At 64.9% G+C, this 19,766-nt stretch carries 19 protein-coding genes and 1 pseudogene; 6 read left to right on the top strand and 14 right to left on the bottom strand.

The features are described 5' to 3' along the window. Positions 1–1,170, bottom strand: a 1,170-nt coding sequence (locus BN1233_RS50550; protein ID WP_046864896.1) for an Ig-like domain-containing protein, incomplete at its 3' end; no start/stop codon positions are given. Between the two features lie 332 nt (positions 1,171–1,502). Between BN1233_RS50550 and BN1233_RS51115 the strand changes: the two genes are divergently transcribed. Beyond that, positions 1,503–1,811, top strand: a complete 309-nt coding sequence (locus BN1233_RS51115; RefSeq protein WP_052763832.1) for a response regulator transcription factor — start codon at positions 1,503–1,505, stop codon at positions 1,809–1,811. A gap of 211 nt (positions 1,812–2,022) precedes the next feature. Here the strand turns inward: BN1233_RS51115 and BN1233_RS49725 are convergent. Continuing rightward, positions 2,023–2,358, bottom strand: a pseudogene (locus BN1233_RS49725) (IS66 family transposase); the annotation flags it as partial. Positions 2,359–2,465: 107 nt separating this feature from the next. Further along, positions 2,466–3,320: a hypothetical protein gene (locus BN1233_RS17660; protein WP_046864895.1), complete on the bottom strand. Its 855-nt coding sequence runs from the start codon at positions 3,318–3,320 to the stop codon at positions 2,466–2,468. Between the two features lie 288 nt (positions 3,321–3,608). Between BN1233_RS17660 and BN1233_RS17655 the strand changes: the two genes are divergently transcribed. Together BN1233_RS17655 and BN1233_RS17650 are read left to right on the top strand one after the other, a co-directional pair. Next, positions 3,609–4,301 carry a LuxR C-terminal-related transcriptional regulator gene (locus tag BN1233_RS17655; RefSeq protein ID WP_082145514.1) on the top strand — a complete coding sequence of 231 codons (693 nt, stop codon included), beginning with the start codon at positions 3,609–3,611 and terminating at the stop codon, positions 4,299–4,301. Between the two features lie 508 nt (positions 4,302–4,809). Beyond that, complete coding sequence (locus BN1233_RS17650; RefSeq protein ID WP_063776633.1) at positions 4,810–5,118, top strand: DUF2171 domain-containing protein; 309 nt, start codon at positions 4,810–4,812, stop codon at positions 5,116–5,118. Between the two features lie 17 nt (positions 5,119–5,135). On the opposite strand, the gene BN1233_RS17645 is transcribed toward BN1233_RS17650, so the two are convergent. The 11 genes from BN1233_RS17645 to BN1233_RS17595 form a co-directional block, all read right to left on the bottom strand. After that, entirely contained in the window at positions 5,136–5,999 is an 864-nt protein-coding gene (locus BN1233_RS17645; protein ID WP_187144311.1) for a DMT family transporter, read from the bottom strand. Between the two features lie 606 nt (positions 6,000–6,605). Further along, entirely contained in the window at positions 6,606–7,064 is a 459-nt protein-coding gene (locus BN1233_RS17640) for a PIN domain-containing protein (RefSeq protein ID WP_046864894.1), read from the bottom strand. Then, the gene (locus tag BN1233_RS17635; protein WP_046864893.1) at positions 7,064–7,327 is read right to left on the bottom strand and encodes a type II toxin-antitoxin system Phd/YefM family antitoxin; all 264 of its coding nucleotides are present in this window, start codon (positions 7,325–7,327) and stop codon (positions 7,064–7,066) included. The genes BN1233_RS17640 and BN1233_RS17635 overlap by 1 nt, the downstream gene beginning before the upstream one ends. Before the next feature lie 269 nt (positions 7,328–7,596). Continuing rightward, positions 7,597–8,814 (bottom strand): mandelate racemase/muconate lactonizing enzyme family protein, encoded by a 1,218-nt coding sequence (locus BN1233_RS17630; protein ID WP_046864892.1) that lies wholly within the window; start codon positions 8,812–8,814, stop codon positions 7,597–7,599. An 8-nt stretch (positions 8,815–8,822) separates the two neighbouring features. Continuing rightward, positions 8,823–10,334, bottom strand: a complete 1,512-nt coding sequence (locus BN1233_RS17625; RefSeq protein ID WP_046864891.1) for a M81 family metallopeptidase — start codon at positions 10,332–10,334, stop codon at positions 8,823–8,825. A gap of 11 nt (positions 10,335–10,345) precedes the next feature. Then, a complete protein-coding gene (locus BN1233_RS17620; protein ID WP_046864890.1) occupies positions 10,346–11,359 on the bottom strand; it encodes an ABC transporter ATP-binding protein in 1,014 nt (337 codons plus the stop codon). After that, positions 11,356–12,351 carry an ABC transporter ATP-binding protein gene (locus BN1233_RS17615; RefSeq protein WP_046864889.1) on the bottom strand — a complete coding sequence of 332 codons (996 nt, stop codon included), beginning with the start codon at positions 12,349–12,351 and terminating at the stop codon, positions 11,356–11,358. Before BN1233_RS17615 ends, BN1233_RS17620 begins: the two co-directional genes overlap by 4 nt. Beyond that, positions 12,348–13,226 (bottom strand): ABC transporter permease, encoded by an 879-nt coding sequence (locus tag BN1233_RS17610; RefSeq protein ID WP_046864888.1) that lies wholly within the window; start codon positions 13,224–13,226, stop codon positions 12,348–12,350. Before BN1233_RS17610 ends, BN1233_RS17615 begins: the two co-directional genes overlap by 4 nt. Further along, positions 13,223–14,248 (bottom strand): ABC transporter permease, encoded by a 1,026-nt coding sequence (locus BN1233_RS17605; RefSeq protein WP_244470704.1) that lies wholly within the window; start codon positions 14,246–14,248, stop codon positions 13,223–13,225. Before BN1233_RS17605 ends, BN1233_RS17610 begins: the two co-directional genes overlap by 4 nt. Continuing rightward, a complete protein-coding gene (locus tag BN1233_RS17600; RefSeq protein ID WP_046864886.1) occupies positions 14,224–15,759 on the bottom strand; it encodes an ABC transporter substrate-binding protein in 1,536 nt (511 codons plus the stop codon). Before BN1233_RS17600 ends, BN1233_RS17605 begins: the two co-directional genes overlap by 25 nt. 151 nt (positions 15,760–15,910) lie before the next feature. Next, positions 15,911–16,963 (bottom strand): succinylglutamate desuccinylase/aspartoacylase family protein, encoded by a 1,053-nt coding sequence (locus BN1233_RS17595; protein ID WP_046864885.1) that lies wholly within the window; start codon positions 16,961–16,963, stop codon positions 15,911–15,913. A gap of 81 nt (positions 16,964–17,044) precedes the next feature. Between BN1233_RS17595 and BN1233_RS17590 the strand changes: the two genes are divergently transcribed. The 3 genes from BN1233_RS17590 to BN1233_RS17580 all read left to right on the top strand — a co-directional run. Beyond that, positions 17,045–17,788 carry a GntR family transcriptional regulator gene (locus BN1233_RS17590; protein WP_046864884.1) on the top strand — a complete coding sequence of 248 codons (744 nt, stop codon included), beginning with the start codon at positions 17,045–17,047 and terminating at the stop codon, positions 17,786–17,788. A gap of 33 nt (positions 17,789–17,821) precedes the next feature. Continuing rightward, the gene (locus BN1233_RS17585) at positions 17,822–19,021 is read left to right on the top strand and encodes a mandelate racemase/muconate lactonizing enzyme family protein (protein ID WP_244470705.1); all 1,200 of its coding nucleotides are present in this window, start codon (positions 17,822–17,824) and stop codon (positions 19,019–19,021) included. 319 nt (positions 19,022–19,340) lie between these two features. Then, positions 19,341–19,766 (top strand): ABC transporter ATP-binding protein (locus BN1233_RS17580; RefSeq protein WP_046864883.1); only part of this gene is annotated, 426 nt, incomplete at its 3' end.

Below are 19,766 nucleotides of genomic sequence, written 5' to 3'. Positions count from 1 at the left end.
GGACACGGAGCCGGCCTCGGCCGCGTTGGTCACCAGGTCGGCCGCCGCAATGGTCAGCTCCGGCGTGGTGATCGTCGAATCACGGCTAATGGTCAGACTACCGGCCGGGCTTACATTGCCGGCCGCGTCTGTCGCCGTCGCAGTGAATGTATTGGCACCTTCTGCGAGGACTACGGTGAAGGTGGCGACTCCCTGTGCGTTTGCAGTAACCTTCTGACCATCGCTCAGAATGACAAGCGAGCCTGCTTCTGCGGTGACGTCAATCCTGACCGAACTCTTGTTGGTCTGATTATCACTGGTGTTTGCGCCAGTGTCGTCAGCAGTCACGAGATCCAGAACTGGAGCGGTCGGAGCCGCTGTGTCGATCGTCACCACGAGCTCGGGCGAAAGGGCGCTGGTATTGCCCGAAACATCGGTCTGCCGGACCTGCAGCGTGTGGACGCCATCTGCAAGGAGTGAGCTGGTAATCGTCCAGTTGCCGGCTGCATCCGCAATTGTCGAACCCAACACCGTCGTGCCGTTGTTGGCGTACAGCGTCACCGTGGCGCCCGCCTCGGCGCCGCTTCCGGCCACCGTGGGCGTATTATCGCTAGTATTGTCATCTGTGTTGGATCGGCCCGTGTCTGAAACAACGATAAGGTCGGGAGCGCTTGGCGCTACTGCCGTCGTGTCACGCGGGTCAATTTTGATGAATTCGCCGTCTCGATAATATCCGATTTCAAGGTGCTCGACAGTTGAGACTGTCAGATTGATAGACGAGAATGTGAATGAACCGCCCGTGATCTGACCACCGTTCGTGTACTTTGCGGTTGCGAGGTAATCTAGGAATTTAAGAGCATCGGTGCGAAGCTCAGGATTGTTCTGCCACTCGCTAGCACTGATAACGATACGCAGTGTATCGAGACCTGAGTCGCCAGCGTAGATGTCAACCGCTTTCGGTTGGCTGACGTAATCGGCATATTTCCAGATAAGAAGATCATCCCCGGAGCCGCCGACAAGCTTATCACTACCAGCGCCACCATCGAGCGTATCGTCACCAGAACCGCCGCTCAGTTGATCATTGCCGGCACCACCATAGATGGAATCATCTCCCGCGCCCCCGTTCAGCTGGTCGTTCGACGTGCCGCCCAGGATAGTATCGTCGCCGGAGGATCCGTTGCTGGTCGCCATAGTCCGCCCCTCTTCGCAGCGCTCCAGGCTGCGCTGATGAAATTCACCGTTCGCGTGCTCCTCGACCGCGTCTAAGGACGTCGGAGCCGCAAGTCACATAGGGCGATGTTTGCTTTAACGTGTTGTCGCATGCAATAGGCCAAAGGTTATACCTACTTAACATTTGTGACGGACCGGTAAATGACGCACTCGGGATCCGATCTCTCTGTAAGGGGCCTAAATCATTGATGTCTTAGGCGCTCAGAGACTCCCTCGACGCCCAGCAACTATTTTTTCGCCTGCGACGTTATAACCTGCGCTGAGGTACCTTGGAAAACATGTCGTAGGGGACCGTGGCTACTGGATTCCAATCGGGCGAGCGACAAATTTTACGGCAAGAGACTACCCTGGTCCTTGCAGATGACCACCCGCTCGTCCTAGCCGCACTCGAGGCCGTGCTGGCTCGGGATCCTCTTTGGCAACTCGCGGGCTCCTACCCCGACGGCACTTCCGCGCTCGAGGGCATCCGCCAGATAAAGCCGGATGTGGCAGTGGTTGATATCCAGATGCCTGGGAAGAGCGGGCTCGAGATCCTAGAGCAGAATGCTGAAAGTCGGAATCGGCATTCGCGCACCACGTTGCTGGCTGCAAATAGCTTTTAGCAGCAAACCGGGTCTATCTTTGCGCACGATGCTCTAAAAGCCATTGTTCGAGAAGAGCTTCGGACGCGAATCGTCTTTCTCACGGGTTCGGCCACAGGTCGCGAGATCATGGAAGCACTGGAGATCGGAGCCTGGGGCATCCTGCTGAAGGCCGAGGCGACGTCGAGCATTCTCCACTGCCTGGGGGAAGTCGTGGCGGGCCGGCGTTGCGCGTTGCCGAAAAGTACAAATTATCGCAGATATATCCCGTCGCCGTCTTGCCCTTCACCTGGGTTGGCACGATCGTATTATCGGCATGCAACTGCGCAGTCGTCAGGACATAGGCTTCGATCAGCGCATGGAGCGGCTGTAATGTGATGGTGCAGATCCCAACCCGATCGGCTAGCGTTGATACGCTCAGATCGAAACCTTCTCACCGGTAACGTTCGCTCTGGCAGTTAAGCGGCTGATGCTGGCTGAATTTCTCGAACAGGATTAGCGCCAGCAGGTTTGTCCCGGCAAAGCTGCGTGGAGTGACTCGGAAGATCGCCGAACGTTGCGTGACTTTTCGCAATCCAGGTAGCAACGAAAACTGGCTGCCCGGCGATAGCACCGCCGGGCCATGAAGCCCAATTGGGTAAATCTCGCCCCGCGGGCGATCGTAAAGAACATCCGCTATGAAAGGACCCAAGTGTCGGTCGTGGCCTGCCACGTGTAAGCAACATCCAATTCCTTGTTCTCAATGGGATAATCAGGAATATCGTCCGTAGCGCTGTCCTGATCGAGTGGATCATCGTCGAGATCGTACCAGACCTCGCCTGATCGCCCCCCCTTGATTGCCACGCCTACCAAATTTGCTTTGTCTGAATCCTGAATCAGGCCTCGTTCTACAAGGAAATCGAGCAGTCCGTCCAAGTTATCATCAAGGTCATTAGTATAATATGCTGAAAACTCAGGGTCCGAAAAATCATAATCGAATTTGACTGTAAACCAACCATCCCCTTCGGGCTTTGGCTTCGAGTCATCCAAAGTTTCAGTGGCCCGCCAGTACAGCGTAACGTGGCTGATGTCTGGGCTGCCCCATACGGGGAAGTGATCCGGCTCGTCCTCCGGCACGTGAGCAATTTCGGAGAGTTTCAGTCCCCCGCCTGGCACTGAAGCGCTCGTAATCCTCAGGCCAATTTCCGCACCATCTAGATCCGCCAGCGTTAGCCCAGAGAAGAAAGTCGATCCACTAGTCCAGTTAGTATCATTTCCGCCAACTGAGCCAAGTGCTTGTGCATAATCCCAGCCGTCGAACTTTGTGCCATCTGCACTGTCCGACCCGTTCATGTTGTTAGACCTATCCCCGACATAGGTAAGCGCCCCACCGGACGCGCCCGTATCGAGAAATAATCCATTAATATCGTAATTCTGGTCCGTACCGGTGCTGACGACACTCAGCTTGACGCCTCCCTCAACCTCCTCGCCGTAAATCTCGATCTCGATGCCGGTCCCATAGGTAATCGTTGTAAGAAGCACCGCTGCCACGTTTTGCTCTCCCCTTCCAGGAGACGGAACCGCACTCTACAAGGCTACCGTCTACTGCTACCCGTGAGGATGATCGTTTTTTACTTTTTGTCAAATAACAGACAGCGCCTACCTTCCACATGCCCAAGTTTGCCGGTGACCATGCAGTGTGAGCACGCCCCCCTGGAGAGCTAAGCCGCTGGCCCTTCAGCTGTTGAGGTTCACAGCACTCTGCAAGACCGGCAACTCTTTGTTCGTAGGCTGCGTTGTAGACTTAGGTGCATTAAAAAGGGACGCGGGTCAGCAACCGTGGACACCCGACTAGGATCAGGCCAGTGTCAAATTCCTCGGCAGAGAACCACCATAGTCCTCGCCGATGATCATCCGCTCGTTCTTTCTGCGCTGGAGGCCGTATTGAAACGAGATCCGTTGTGGCATCTCGTAGGCATCCATCTCGATGGGATCTCCGCGTTTGAGGGCATCCGTCGGGCGAAGCCGGATGTGGCAGTGCTCGATATCCAGATGCCCGGGATGAGCGGACTCGAGATCCTAAAAGCCGCTGTTCGGGAAGGGCTTCGGACGCGGATCGTCCTCCTCACGGGTTCGGCGACGGGCCGTGAGATCACGGAGGCGCTGGAGAGTGGCGTCTGGGGCATCGTGCTGAAGGCCGAGGCGACGTCGAGCATTCTCCACTGCCTGTGGGAGGTCATGGCAGGCCGGCGTTGTGCGCTGCCGGAGTCTCTGGCTGCCGCATCGGGGCGGCCACGTGGAAAGGGGAAAGAGAGCACGAGTTCCGAACCGCGCATTACTGCCCGTGAGAAAGAGATCATGGCTCTTGTGGCAGATGGGAACTCCAATCGGGAGATCGCGCGATCCCTGGGGCTGTCAGAGGGGACGGTGAAGATCCACCTCAACAACATGTTCCGGAAGCTGGGGGTGGGTAATCGGACGGAACTGGCGGCACTGGCGTTTCGGAGTGGGCGTGGGGAGCAGGGCGTTTGACTTGGCGTCGAAGGGATGATTCGCGTTTTGTTGAGAGGGGGTGGGACTAGCATCTGCCTTTTAGCGGGATGCGCAAATTCTGACAGGACACCGCCGTCACCCCTCACCCGCCGCCCTTCGGGCGTCGACCTCTCCCACAAGGGGCGAGGTGATGTGCGGGCGCCGCCGGCATCGCTTCATCCTTCTGCGAGGTAAGGTGCAAGCGGCCGCCTCTCCGGCTCATCCTTCGGCGAGGTGATGTGTGGGTGCCGTTGGTATCGTCTTTCCCTTCGGCGAGGTGATGGACGCGCCGCCGCTTCGCCTCGTCCTTCGGCGAAGTGATGTGCGAGCTGCTGTCGCTTTGCCTTGCCCTTCGGCGCAGTGATGTGCGGAAAGCGGCGGTATTGCCGCCCGACTCAGTTGTCATGGAGAACTCCTCGGGCTTCGCGGCCTTCGTTTCCTGCCGGCGGAACGAGTGCGCTCGCCCTCCGTTGCCGGTGCAGCATTGCGACATCCCAGGAGGACGGCCATGGCCAGCGGCATCGCATCACAGGTTAAGGAGCACATGGAGGTGCTCGGGTCGGAGGGCGGGCATGTCGGGATCGTGGATGCGGTCGAGGGGGATCGCATCCGGTTGACGCGGAACGACCCGGATGCGGAGGGCAAGCACCATTATCTGCCGCTCGACATCATCAAGCGGGTCGAGGGCAACACGGTGCGGTTGACCTGCACGGTCGACCAAGCGCACGATCGGTGGAGTGAAGAGGCCGGTCCCGATGGAAAGGCGGGTGCCGCGCCTCGTGGGACCGAGCCGGGCTCGTCGCGCGCCGGGCCCTGAACACGTCGCGCCTGGTGTCAGGCGTCGCGGGCGCGGGCCACGGGTGATGCGGGCGCCCTTTTCGATCGCCGCGACTCGCTCGCGACAAGATAGAGCGAGCTGGCGATGATCAGGCCGGCGCCCACGAAGGTGCGCGCGGCCACCGACTCGCCGAAGATCAGCACGCCGGCCGCAGCCGAGAAGACGAGACGCGTATAGGGGTATGGCGCCAGGGCCGACGCCTCGGCGCGCTTGTAGGCCTCCACCATGAACCAAGTCGCGGATGTGCCGAGGCAGCCCATCAGCATCAGCAGCAACAGGTCGCCCGGCGCGAGCGGCCGCCACGCGAGCCAGGCCTGCGGCAGTGCCGCGGCGAAGACCGTCAGGCCCATATAGAACATGATCGCGCCCGAGCGCTCGGTCTGCGACAGCGATCGTGTGATCACCACCATGATGGCGCCGAGGAAGGCGCTGCCGAGGCCGTAGACCGCGCGGGTGTCGAAGGTCTCGATGTTCCAGGCGCCGGCGGCCACGAATACGCCAAGGAAGCCGAGGAGCGTCGCCGCCAGACGATGGCCGGTCACGCGCTCGCCGAGCAGCGGCCAGGCGAGCGCGACGACGAAGATCTGCGTCGAGAAGCTCAGCGTCGTTGCTAGCGCGAGATCAAGCGTGCGGAAATTCATGTAGTAGAGCCACCACGACGCGGCCGAAAGCGCGCCGCGTAGGAAATGGGCTCCGGGGCGGTTGGTGCGCAGCCCGACGAGGCCGACCCGCGACACCCAGAGCGTGGTGAGCACCACCTGCGCGGCCGATCGGAAGAGCAGGACCTGCCCGTGCGAGACGCGGTCTTCGAGCAGGCGCAGGACCGTGACCTCCGCGGTGAGAAGGAAGCTCGAAATCACGAGGAGAAAGGCTGCGTGCCGCATTGCCGGTCCGGCTGATTCTGATGCGTGTCAGGTTAGCGGCGAGTCCTGAAGAGAGTCTCGTCGCAGCGGGGGTAACTCTGTCATCGCGAGTCGCAGGCGACGTGCTTCATCCTGAGATGGGTAGATTGCTTCACTTCGTTCGCAATGACGAAGAGGGTGTGAGGACGCGAGGAGCACTACTGGGAACGGAGCAGCGCCGGACCCACTGCCGTCATGGCGAGTCATAGGCGTGATGCACTGCCTGTCCCACCGCACCTCCGTCCTTGCGAGCCGGAGGCGAAGCAATCTACCCGTTGACGGATGCGCTCCTGGATTGCTTCGCTGCGCTCGCAAAGACGGTGGGGCAAGAGTGAAGGGCGGCGCTCGCACCGGAAGACATGGAGGTAGAGAGCCACCCCGTCATCGCGAGCCGCAGGCGAAGCAATCCGGCGGCGCACCGGTTGAATCGGTATAGGGGGACGGAGATTTGTGTCTCCGTCCCCTCTGCCACACCGATGGAGGTGGACAAGCGCCCGGCATTCGATCCCGATTCCTTCTTCCGCAAGGCTTTGGAGATCGCCGAAACGACCGAGGCGCATTGAGCTATTGCCCGTCCGGAGGAACGAACGCCGGGTCGAAAGGATCGACACAGGCGATTGTCAGAGGCCGGAAGTGACGAAGATTCCGGGACAGGATGATCATTTCGTTGCTCATCGCCGTCGCCGCAATGCAGACGTCGGCGAAGTCGGGCGTGTGGCTCTGGCTCCTTGCCCGGTCCAGAAGGAGACCAGCCGTGTGCGCCGCCTTCAGGTCGAGCGGCAGGATACGATCCCCATAAAGGTGCTCGATCGTTGCCCACCATTCGCGGATCGTGCTGGCCTTCCTGGTCGCGCCCTCGCGGAAGAGCTTCGCGATGCCGTCGTGGATTTCGGCAGCCGTCACAACGGACAGGTAAAGATCATCACTGTTCCGGGCGAACGCCTCCCGCAGTTTCTCGGTGTGAGCGTCGATGTTCTTGGTCGGAGCGAGGGCGCTGATGACGTTGGTATCAAGCAGGTACATCAGAACTTCACGGCGCGGCCGTGTGGAACCCGAGTCCGCCCTGGGATGTCGCCTTCCTCGATCGGGGCGCTGACAAGCAGCCTGCCGAACGACGGTACGTTGGCTAGGCGCTGGTAGTCCTCCCAGGAGATCACCACGGCTTCGCGCTTGCCATGCCTGGTGATCACCTGAGGCTTGTGGGTTGCAATTACCTTGTCGACGACGGCGCTCAAGGACGCCTTCGCGTCCCGGAGCTGGATTTCTTCAACGGCTTCTGCCGTCATGGGTTGACTCCTCGAATATGACTACAGTAGTCATACCTCGAAGAATCCTTGCGGGTCAATCATTTTCAGCCTCTACCGGCTGCTCCGGAATGCTCTCCGATGGCCAGTTTTCCACAAGCGCCAACACGGCGTCGGCGACAGATGGTCGGCCCGCGCCGCCAGTGCTCGAGTTGCACGGCCCGCAGCCGGTGACGCACGCCGGGCGCACAGGCTGGATCGCTTCGCTGCGCTCGCGATGACGGCAGGGCGGTGCGTGCGACGGCGTCGAGTCACCCGGCGCTGCCATGCGGCGCGGTGGGATGAGATGGCTGGTCCAGCGGTGGCGTCTCGTAGAGAGTCTTGCCTTGCACGGTGATTTCGACGTCGACGAGGTATTTCCGGATCGCTGCCGGATCGATCTCGATCCCGAGGCCCGGGGCGTCGGGCGCTGCAACCTGGCCGGAGGCGTCAGGTTCGAGATGCGTCGCCGTCATCTCGATCGCGAGCGGCTTCGGGGCGGCCGGGAATTCGCAGATGCGGTGATCGGCGAGGCCGGCATAGGGCTGCAGCGAGGCGCTGAGCGCGAGGTGCGAGGTGAAGGTGTGGTTCACGAAGGTGACGCCCTTGCCGACGGCGTAATCCGCCACCTTCTTCGCCGGCCCGATGCCGCCGATCCGGCCGCAATCGATCTGGATGAAGCCGACGCCGCCGTAATCGATGAGGTGCCGCGCCATGTGAACGTTGTGGGCCCCCTCCCCGCCCGCGAGTTTCACTCTTCCGCTTCGGCGCGCGAGCGCGCCATAGGCTTCGAGGGCGCTCGCCTGGAACGGCTCCTCGAGCCACAGCGCCTTGGCGGCTTCGAGGTCCGGCAGGCGCGCGGCCGCGGCCTCGACGTCCTCGCCGAAGATCTGGCCGACATCGACGAGGAGAACGCCGTCCGGGCCCAGGCCCTCGCGGGCGGCATGGAAGTGGTCCGCATCATCCTTCGCGGAGCCGCGCCCGATCGGTCCCCAGCCGAACTTGCCCGCGCTGAAGCCCCGCGCCCGCGCGGCGCGCGCCCGCTCGAGCGTCTCCTGCGGCGTGTCGCCGAACAGTACCGAGGCATAGGGCGTCTTGGGATGGGACGCCGCGTAGCCGAGAAGGCGCCAGACCGGCTCGCCGCGGGCTTTCCCGAGAAGGTCCCACAGCGCCATCTCGACGCCCGAGAAGGTGTGGGCGGCCTGGAGCAGGTCCATGCTGTCGTATTCGACCGCCGCCGCGATGCGGGCGATGTCCTCCGGCTCCTCCAGGGTCTGGCCGAGCACCGAGGCCGAGACGGGCCGGCAGACGCCGTGCGACATCGGGCAGACGAAGGCCGCGATCGAGGTCAGCGGGGAGGCCTCGCATTCGCCCCAGCCGATGTGTCCGCCCGCGGCGACGCGGACGAGCAGCGCGTCCTGGCTCCCGTCCGCCTCGGTCGTGACCTCCGGCATCGCGAGATAGAAGAAGTCGACGGCTTCGATCTTCATCACGGACCTCACGCGGCCGCCGCATCGACGCCGGGCCGGCGCGTGTAGAGTTTGGCGGCGGGCTCGAATTCGACGCCCTCGTCGAGCGGAAACATCGGCCGGGCGCAGATCGTGTGGCCGAGGCTCCTGAGATTGGCGGAGGTCGCCCCGGGCGCGTCGATGTTGAAGTTTCGGGCCGCCCAGGCGTCGTACATGTGGTGCTCCGTGTGCGGAGACTTCACGACGATCAGGTCGAAATCGCGCGGGTCGAGGCCGTTCGCGTAATACATCGCGCGGTCGAACAGGCTCACCGTCCGGCTCAGCACGACGATCGTCATGTTCTCGACGGTGAGCACCGCGGTCGGGCCGGCGTCGAGCGGCTGGCGCATCGTCTCGAGCCGCGCCTTGCCGTCGGAGAGTAGGCGCACCGTGGCGCGCAAAGGCATCGGCGCGAAGCGCTTGGCGTCGTGGAAGCCGCCGAGCGTCACGTCGATCGTGGCGCCGACGCCCGCCTCGTGCGCCGCGGCGGCGGCGCGCGGATCGACGATCTGGGCGAGCACGCGCTTCGGATATCCGGCTTCGCGCAAGGCCTTCAGGATGACGTTCGAATCGCCCGTCGCGCCCGAAGACGTCGCATCGGCGGCGTCGGTGAAGATCACCGGGCCCTCGATCGTGCGCGCCTGCCCGATCGCGCGGGCGAGCGGCAGGAGCTTGCCCTGCATGCGGAACCGCAAGGGCCAGAATTCCCGCGCGAGGCGCTCGGCCTCCTCGCGGGCGCGCGCCTCGTCGCCATCGGTCGTCACGATGAACTGGCTGCACAATTCCGGAACGTCGGTGAAGGGATTGCCGATCATGATGCCGGCCGCGAGCGCGACACCTTCGGCTTCGAGGCGCCGGCACTCGCCGATCAGCTCGCCGTAGCAGCCGGTCTTGGTGATCAGCTCGTCGCCGCGCACCAGAGCGGGAATCGTGACCCGCGCCGTGGTCGGACGCACGCCGCCGCCCATCAGCCGCAGCAGCAGGCGCGCGGCCCGCGCGCCGGTATCGGCGAAATCGACATGCGGATAGGTGTGATAGATCGCGACGCCGTCGACCTGCCGGAGCATGCGGTCGGTCAGGATGCCGTGGAGATCGAGCGAGGCGACGATCGGGATGTCGTCTCCCGCGAGGCGGCGGATCTCCGTCAGCAGCGCCCCCTCCGGATCGAGCTCGCCATCGGCCCCCATGGCGCCATGCAGGGAGACGTAGATTCCGTCGGCGTCCTCGATGCGGCTCGCGACGGCATCGAGCAGTTCGCGGGAGAGACGCGCCCAGCCTTCGGCCGAGAGCAATCCGGCACTGCCCGCCCGCGCGCCATAAGTCGGGATGACATCGATGCCGGGCGTCTCGAAGACGGAGAGCGCGCCGCCGATCGCCGTGTTCCGACCGCGCTGCGCGGTGAGCTCCTCGCCGCGCTCGATGCGGAAGTTCTCGTATCCGGACGGAAGCGGGTTGAAGGAGGAGATCTCCTGCATGCACTCGGTGACGAGGATCTTGGGCATGGTCGTGAACCTCAGGCGTGAATCATTGGTAGGGATCCATCGATGACGCGATGGCAGGCGACGAAACGGTTTGGCGTGACGGGCAGAAGTTCGGGATCGCTCGCGCGGCAGCGATCCTCGGCATGGGGGCAGCGGCCCGCGAAGCGGCAGCCGGTGGGCATGTCGGTCGCGCTCGGCGGATCGCCGCGCAGGCGCTCGCGCGGGCGGACTTCATCGGGGTGCGCCGCCGGGATCGCCGAGAGCAGCGCGCGCGTATAGGGATGAAGAGGCCGCGCGAAGAGATCGTCCGGTTCGGAGATCTCGACGATCCGGCCGAGATACATCACGGCGATGCGCGTCGAGATGTGCCGCACGATCGCGAGGTTGTGCGAGATGAAGAGATAGGTCAGCCCGAGCTCGCTCTGCAGATCCTGGAGCAGATTGATGACCTGCGCCTGGACGGACACGTCGAGCGCCGATACGGCCTCGTCGCAGACGATGAATTTCGGCTGCAGCGCGAGCGCCCGGGCGATGCCGATGCGCTGGCGCTGCCCGCCGGAGAATTCGTGCGGATAGCGGTCGGCTGCTACCCGGGGCAGGCGCACGTGATCGAGCATCTCGGCGACACGCCGGCGGCGCTCCGCGCGGTCTGTCACGCCGTGGATCACGAGCGGTTCGGCGATCGCCTCCCCGACTTTCATGCGCGGGTTGAGCGAGCCGAACGGATCCTGAAAGATGATCTGCAGATCGCGCCGGCGCTCGCGCATCGCGGCCTTGGGGAGCGGGATCAGGTCCTCGCCCGCATAGAGCACCTGGCCGGCGCTGGGCTCGATCAATCTCAGGAGAAGCCGCCCGGTCGTCGACTTGCCGCAGCCCGATTCGCCGACGAGGCCGAGCGTCTCGCCGGGCCGGATTTCGAGGTCAATTCCGTCCACCGCCCGCACGCCCGCCCGTTTGCGGCCGGGCAGAAACCCGCCGCGCACCGGGAAGATCTTGGAGAGACCTCGGGCCTCGACGAGAGCCGGCGGTGGCGGCATCGCTTTCATGCGAGGGCTCCGACCGGCCGATCGGTCGAACAGGGCAGGATGCAGGAGACCACATGCCCCTCGCCGACGACACGCAGCGGCGGCGCCGCCGCGTCGCAAGCCGGCTGGTGGAACGGGCAGCGCGGGGCGAACCGGCACCCCTTCGGCAAGGCCCCGACCCCGGGCACGGCCCCCTCGATCGAGACGAGCCGGTGCCGCGGGCCCGTCGTCTTCGGGATCGAGGACAAGAGCGCGCGGGTATAGGGATGCGCCGGCGCATCGAACAGGGTCCGGACCGGTGCGATCTCGGCGACGCGACCGGCATAGAGCACGATGACCCTGTCTGCCGTCTCCGCGATCACGCCGAGATCGTGCGTGATGAGAAGCATCGAGAGTCCCTGATCCCGCTGCAGGTCGCGCAGGAGGTCGAGGATCTGGGCCTGGATCGTCACGTCGAGGGCGGTCGTCGGCTCGTCCGCGACCAGCAGCTTCGGCTGCGCCGCGAGCGCCATCGCGATCACGACCCGCTGGCGCATGCCGCCCGACATCTCGTGCGGATAGGCCGCGACGCGCCGCTCGGGCGACGGAATTTCGACACGGCGGAAGAGCCTGACGACCTCCTCGCGCGCAGCGGCGCGCGACATGGAGCGGCGGCGCACGAGCACCTCCTCGACCTGCGCGCCGACTTTCATCACCGGGTTCAGGGCGGTCATCGGCTCCTGGAAGATCATCGCGAGATCGCGTCCGCGCTTCGCGCGCCAGGCCTTCGGGGACAGGCCGGCGAGATCCTCGCCGTCCAGAACGATGCGGCCCTCGCAGCGCCGAATCACCGGCGGCAGCAGGCCCATGATCGTCAGGCCCAGCATGCTCTTGCCGGATCCGGACTCGCCCACGACGCCGAGCACCTCCCCGCGCCGGAGCGAAAAGGAGATGCGGTCGAGGATCCGTGCTCCCGTCGAGCCGAGCACAGTCGACAGCCCGTCGACCTCGAGCAGGGGGGCCGCGGCGCTCATGTCTTCGCCCGCGGATCGAGCACGTCCCGCAGCCCGTCGCCGAGGAGGTTGAGGCCGAGGACCGAGACGATGATTGCGAGGCCTGGGAACATCGTGATCCAGGGCGCAACGGCCATGAAGTCCCGCCCCTGCGCGATGATGCTGCCGAAGGACGGCGCCGGCGGCGGCGGGCCGACGCCGATGAAGGAGAGGGCCGCCTCGGAGAGGATGGCGATCGCGAAGACGTAGGTCAGGCGCACGATCAGCGGCCCGAGCGCATTCGCGAGAACGTGGCGGAACAGGATGCGCGCCTCGCTCGCCCCGAGCGCCCGCGCGGCCTCGACGAATTCGAGCTCGCGCACGACGAGCACCGAGCCGCGTACGATCCGCGCCGTATGCGGCGTCGTCGCGACGGCGAGCGCGAGGATTACGTTGGTGATCGAGGCGCCAAGCACCGCGCTCACGGTGATCGCGAGCAGGATCGCGGGGAACGCCATAAAGGCATCCATGAGGCGCATGATTGGATTGTCGAGGCTGCGGAAATAACCTGCGACGGCGCCGATCAGCGTGCCGGCGATTCCGGTCGCGATCACGACGAAAAAACCGATCACGAGCGAAATGCGCGCGCCGTAGATGACACGCGAGAGAATATCGCGCCCGTAATGATCGGTGCCGAACCAGTGCACCGCATCCGGCGGCAGCATGCGGGCCCGGAAGTTGTTCCGCAGGGGATCGAAGGGGGCAATCACGTCCGCGAGCACGGCGACCAGCACGACCGCCAGAACCAGCATTCCGCCGATGAGGAAGGAGCGATTGGCGACGAGCCGCGCGAGCGCCTCGCGCGTCGGGCTGCGCGCCGGCGCCTCGAGGACGAGCGTCGCTCCGGCGGCGTTCATTGCAGCCTCACGCGCGGGTCGACAACGGCGTACAGCACGTCGACGATGAGGTTCACGGTCAGGTAGATGGCGGCGAGGAACAGGAGGCCGCCCTGGATCACCGGAAAATCGCGCGCCAGGATCGCTCCGATTACGAGGCGGCCGACGCCGGGGATCGAGAAGACCTGCTCGACGATAACCGCCCCGCCGAGCAGCGCGCCGGCGACGATGCCTGCCACCGTCAGGATCGGGACGAGCGCATTCGGCAGGCCATGCCGGAACACCACATAGGAACGCGACAGCCCCTTGGCATCGGCCGTGCGGACGAAATCCTGGTTGAGCACGTCGAGCATGGAGGCACGGGCCATGCGCGCGATGAACCCGACCTGCACGAGAGCGAGGGTCGCAGCCGGCAGCGCGATGGTGCGCAGCCAGCCGACGATGCTTTCGGTCGGCGGGACGAAGCCTCCGCTCGGCAGCACGCCGAGATTCACCGCGAAGACGAAGACGAGCACGAGGCCGAGCCAGAAATCCGGCACCGACAGGCCGAAGAGCGCCGTCGCCATCACGACCTGATCCGGCCAGCGGTTGTGGTTCACGGCCGCGATCGTTCCCGCGGCAATCCCCGCAACGACCGCGATGGCAAAGGCAATCCCCGCGATCGAGAGCGTCACGGGCAGGCGCTCGAGGATGGCGTCGGTGACGCTGCGATCGAGCAGGATCGATCGGCCGAGATCGCCATGGAGAATGCGTCCGTACCATTCCACGATCTGCAGCGGCAGCGGCTTGTCGAGGCCGAGCTGCACGCGCAGCCGCTCGACCTGCTCGGGCGTCGCACTGGCGTCCAGGAACGCGGCGGCCGGATCACCCGGGATGAGCCAGATGATCCCGAAGGTCAGGATCGAGACGAGCGCCAGGACGAGCAGCGCTCCCAGCAATCGTCTGGCCAGGAAGTCGAGCATGGCCGGGTCCGCGCCGAGCGTGGAGCGGGCGCGGCTGACGCGCCCGCCGGTCTCGCTCAGGGCTCCAGGGTCACGCCCCACATGCGGGGAATGCGGTAGGGCGTGAAGTTCTTGAGCTTCGCGGTCGCGACCTGGAACAGCCCGTAATTGCCGGCCTTGATGGCCACCGCGTCGTCATACACGTGCTTCTGGAAGTCCGCGAAGATCTGCTTGCGCTTGCCCTCGTCCATCTCCGCATTCAGGGCCGCCGCGAGGCTGTCGATCTTCTCGTCCTTCTTGCGCTGCGACAGGCCGTTGACCCACGGCGCCATCACGGAAGCGGGCCCCTCGTAGGGCTCGATGCCGAAGCCGTGCGCCCAGAAATTCCAGCCCTCGTCGGTGAAGCCGATCTTCGACACGGTCGGCCAGTCCGCGACGGAGAGCTCGACATTGATGCCGATCTCCTTGAGGCGCTGCTGGACGACCGTCGCGGTGTCGATGTTGGGACGGATGTTGTCGATCATGAAGGTGAGCTTCTCACCCTTGTAGGACGACTTCGCGAGCAGGGCCTTCGCCGCGGCGAGATCCGCCTTGTTGTAGGCCTCGCCCGGATCCATGTGGAACGCGGCCTTCGGATAGAGCCACGCGCCGTCGAGCTGGTAGATGTCCGGGAAGGCGATCGCCATGATCTCTTCCATGTCGAGGGCGGTCATCACGGCGCGACGGAAATTCACGTCGTTGCCGGGCGGCTGCGCGTGGTTGAACTTGATCACCTGGAACGAGAACGGCAGCGCCTTGTAAACGACGTTGTTCTTGTTGGCCTCGAGGCGCTTCGCCGTCGGGCCGTCGATCGTCTCGACGAGATGCACTTCACCCGCCTCGAAGGCGGCACTGCGGGCGCCGGCCTCCGGCATGAAGCGCCAGGTGACGCTGTCGATGAAGACCTCCTTCTTCCCGGCGAGGCCATCCCGCCCCGTGGCCTTCGGGTTCGGCACGTAGCCGTCGAACCGCGCGATCTTCACGTGGCTGTCGGGCTTGTATTCCACGAACTTGAAGGGACCGGTCCCGATATAGTTGATCTGGTTGGCCGGCTTCGCGGCCTCTTCCGCGGGATAGATCGCGATCGGCGCGCGCGGCGAGGACAGGTTGTCGAGGAAGGTCGATTGCGCGGCCTTGAGCGTGATCGTGACCTCGAGCGGCCCGGTTGCCTTGATGGTGTCGACGGCGGCGAGCAGCGTCGGCGAGGCACCGAGCTTGCGATAGCGCTCGAGGGACGCGACCACGTCGTCGGCGTCGAGCTCCTTGCCGTTGTGGAACTTCACGCCCTGCCGGATCGGGAAGACATAGGTCTTGCCGTCATCGGAGATCTTCACGCCTTCGGCGAGCTCGGGAACCGGCTTCGCGTTCTCGTCGCGGGCGTAAAGCGTTTCGTAGATGTGAAGATTGACATTGCGCGCCACCTGCGCGGAGGTGATCTGCGCATCGATGGAGGGCGGCGCCTGCGTCATCGCGACGATGACGTCCCCGCCCCTCTTCTGCGCATGGGCCGTTCCGCTCCCGGCCATCAGAGCCGCGCCGAATGCCGACACGGCCAGAACTTTCCAGCTCGTCATGGTGTCCTCCCGAATGAAGCCGCGTTGCGCGGTCGATAGTGGCGCCTGGTCCCGGCGCAGGAAGCGAGGAAAGAAGGCTCGATGCAACGCAACGTCTGCGCACGCGCCGTCGGACGATTGCTGCTGGCTCGTGCCGCGTGGACCTGTCCCGTCATGAACGATCCTGCATGGACGCCGCAGCGTCGTCGTAGTCGTTCATGACGACGCAGACGACGTCGCCGCGTTGCACGCGGCCCGGCCCGGAAGCCATCCAGACAATGCCCGAGCGGCGATGATGGACCTCGATCGGGGGCCTGTCGACGTCTTCCACGAAATGCAGCCAGCCCGCGCGATCCCCCGCGTACACCTCTGCTCCGGCAAGGTCGCAGGGCTCGAACAGGCCGCCTGCGGGCGCGAAGATGTAGCAGTCCGGATCGCGCACCATCATGTGGCGCGTGCCGGCGGCGCCGTCCCGCTGGATCGTCTCGGGCCGTCCCTCGAGGACATCGAAGTGCTTCAGGATGTTGAGGATCCCGCGCTCGCCGATGCGAACACCCTCGACATTCACGCGGCCCCAGCCGCCGAGCTCGGTTCCGAGCGACAGGATGCCCCGCCGCTCCACCGAGGACGTGAGCGTGGCGCCTTCGTCGACACCCCAGAAGACCACGTTGTAGGGAGCGCCAAACGCTTCCGCAGCGGCGAGCGTGCGCTGACGTATGTCCGGGTCCGGCAGGTAATGCATGTTGGTCGAGAGCGCCGCATCCATCGAATGCCCGGCGGTGTGCAGGTCGATCGAGACGTCGACATGCGGCAGGATCCAGGCATCCACGAAATGCGCCAGCATCTCCGAGAAGGTGCCGCGCGGGTCGCCGGGAAAGCAGCGGTTGAGATCGCGGCCATCTACGGGAGAGAGGCGCGTGTCGTTGAGAACGGCCGGGATGTTCAGCGCCGGGATCATGATCACGCGGCCCTGAACGGAGGCGGGATCGAGGCTGCGCGCGAGCCGGGAGATGGCGATCGGCCCCTCGTATTCGTCGCCGTGCACGCCGCCCGTCAGCAGGATCGTCGGTCCCCGGCCGTTCTTCACGACGACGATGGGAATCTCGACGGTGCCCCATCCGGAGGTGTTGCGCGACAACGGAGCACGGAGATAGCCCGCCTGACGCCCGGGCTTGTCGAAGTCCACCTCACTGCGGATCCGGCTCGCTGCAACCTCGGATGCCATGGGAATCCTTCCGAGAATGTGCTTGTCTTTTGTAGGATCGTATACGATCTTTCGCGCTGTCAAGCCGCAACCGGAGTTCGCATGAGTCTGTCGCCGTCCCGCAGCACCGCGGCCGACCGCGCCACGGAGAACGGCTGGCAGCCCCTGCGTCCGAAGACCCTCGTCGACATGGTGGTCGATGCCGTCGTCGCCGCCGCTGCAAGGGGCCTGATCCTTCCGGGCGACCGCATCGTCGAATCCGACGTCGCGCAACGGCTCGCTGTGAGCCGCGTCCCGGTGCGCGAGGCCCTGCGACTCCTGGAGAGCCAGGGCGTGGTGATCAACGAACCCTACAAGGGCATTCGCCTCACGCCGTTCACCGCCGAGCGCATGGACAACCTGATCGAAGCGCGTGTCGCCCTCGAAACGGCGGCCGCGTCCCGCGCGATCCGGGACGGGCATAACGGCGGCGCGGCGATCGAAACCCTGCTCGGCCACGTGTCGGAGCTCGAAGCAATGGCGGCCCGCGGCGACACGTCGGGATTCGCGAATGCCGATACGAATTTTCATCGCGCGCTGTGCGCGCTGAGCGGCAACGACGTCATCTGCAATCTCTGGGAAGGCTTGGCGCGCCAAGCCACAATCTTCTTCGGGCTGTCGGCCCTGCGGAAGCCGATGGACGAGATCATCGACGAGCATCGCACGCTGATCGCCGTCTTCAGCTCGGGCGACGTCGAGGCCATGACACTCGCGCTCGACGATCACATCAGAGCCCAGACCCACGCCGTCGATTTCGCAGCCATCATCCATGCACGCCGCGCCGAGCGCGCAGCCTCAGGTGGCTGAGTCCCTTCCCTTCACGAGAGGATCGCCGCAGCCATGAACATGCCCCAACCCGGCTCGCCTCAAGTGGCGGCGCGGCCCAGCATCCCCGCCGTGCGCATCACGGCGGTTCGCGCGGCTCCCCTGTTCGGCGAGAGCCCGAAGGGCGGCTGGTCAGCGGAGATCAAGCCCGAGGATTCGATCCACGCGATCATCGCGGTGCATACCGATGCCGGGATCACCGGCTATGGCAGCGTGTTCACGGACGGGCGCCTCGCCGAGGCTGCGCTCAAAGTCCTGGAGCCGCTGTTCCTCGGAGAGAATGCGCTCGAGCCCGAGCGGGTCTCGGAGAAGCTCCACCAGAACACGTTCTGGATGGGGCGCGGCGGAACGCTCACGCACACGATCAGCGGCATCGACATCGCGCTCTGGGATATCCTCGGGAAGGTCACGGGCCTGCCGGTCGGCCGCCTGCTCGGCGGAACCTATCGGCAGCGCGTCCAGCCCTATTGCTCGCTGCTCATGGAAGAGCCGGCCCGGATGCGCGACGTCGTGGCCGATTACCGGGCGAAAGGCTTCCGGGCCTTCAAGATCGGATGGGGGCCGTTCGGCCGCGCGCAGGACGTGAAGCTCGACGAGGCGATCGTGCGCGCGGCGCGCGAGGGCATCGGCGCCGATGCAAAGCTCTTCGTCGATGCCGGCGCGAGCGATGCGCTGTGGCCGCACGGCCTGAAATGGGCGATGCGCTCCGCGGAGATGCTGAAGGATTACGAGGTCGGCTGGTTCGAGGAAGCGTTGCGCCCGGATGCGATCGACGATTTCTGTCATCTGCGTCGCGTCAGCCCGGTGCCGATCGCCGGCGGCGAGGTCCTGACGCGCCGGCAGAGCTTCATTCCGTGGCTGACCCGCGGCGCGCTCGACATCGTCCAGCCCGACGTCACCAAGGTCGGCGGCATCAGCGAGCAGCGCCGCATCGCCTGGATGGCCTATGATTTCGGCGTCAAATATATCGGCCACGGCTGGAACACGGCGCTCGGTGTCGCGGCCGACCTGCAGCTCGCCACCGCCTTTCCGGATGTTGACCTCGTCGAGTTCATCGGCGGCAGCCCCTATGTCGACGGGATTTTGGCGGAGCCCTTCACCCTCGATGCCGAGGGGTATCTGTCGATCCCCGAGAAGCCGGGCCTCGGCGTCGAGATCGATCCCGACAAGCTCGCCCGCTATACGCCGGACGTCCGTTCGCTTCTCGCTCCCTGACCCGGGAAACGCGCGCCCGGGAGCCGTCTCCACGTGTATAAAACCGTGGCCCCTTGATCTTGAGGGGCCACCCGACGATGATGCGCCCGACAAAGACCAAGGGAACGGGCCGACGCCGTCGGGAGCGGCGACAGGACACCATATGACGCATCCGTCGACGGGGCCGGGCGGCCCCGGACATCGCACCACCGGCGGCATGGCTCTTCGAGCCGCATGACGCCCAGCCAGATCTTCGCGGCGTTCGCCCCGCTTCCACAGGAAGCGATCGGATCGACGTGCCCGCGCGACAGCGCGCGTCCAGGAGGAGGACACCAGAGCCATGGCCTCGGTTGAGATACGGGACGTGAGAAAAGCCTACGGGGCGACGCAGGTCATCCACGGGGTTTCGGTCGACATCCAGGACGGCGAGTTCGTGATCCTGGTCGGCCCCTCGGGCTGCGGGAAATCCACCCTGCTGCGGATGATCGCAGGGCTCGAGAACATCACGGGCGGCGAGATCCGCATCGGCCCGCGGGTGGTCAACAACGTGCCCCCGAAAGAGCGCGACATCGCGATGGTGTTCCAGAACTACGCGCTCTATCCGCACATGACGGTCGCGGACAACATGGCGTTCTCGCTGAAGCTCAGGGGGGCGCCGAAGGCCGAGATCGCCACCAAGGTGAACCGCGCCGCCGAGATCCTCGGGCTCACCAAGCTCCTCGACCGCTACCCGCGCCAGCTCTCGGGCGGCCAGCGCCAGCGCGTC

Source organism: Microvirga massiliensis, assembly GCF_001006805.1.
Taxonomy (GTDB): Bacteria; Pseudomonadota; Alphaproteobacteria; order Rhizobiales; family Beijerinckiaceae; genus Microvirga; species Microvirga massiliensis.
The sequence above is the reverse complement of the archived record's forward strand: the minus strand, read 5'-3'. Positions and strand labels throughout refer to the sequence as shown.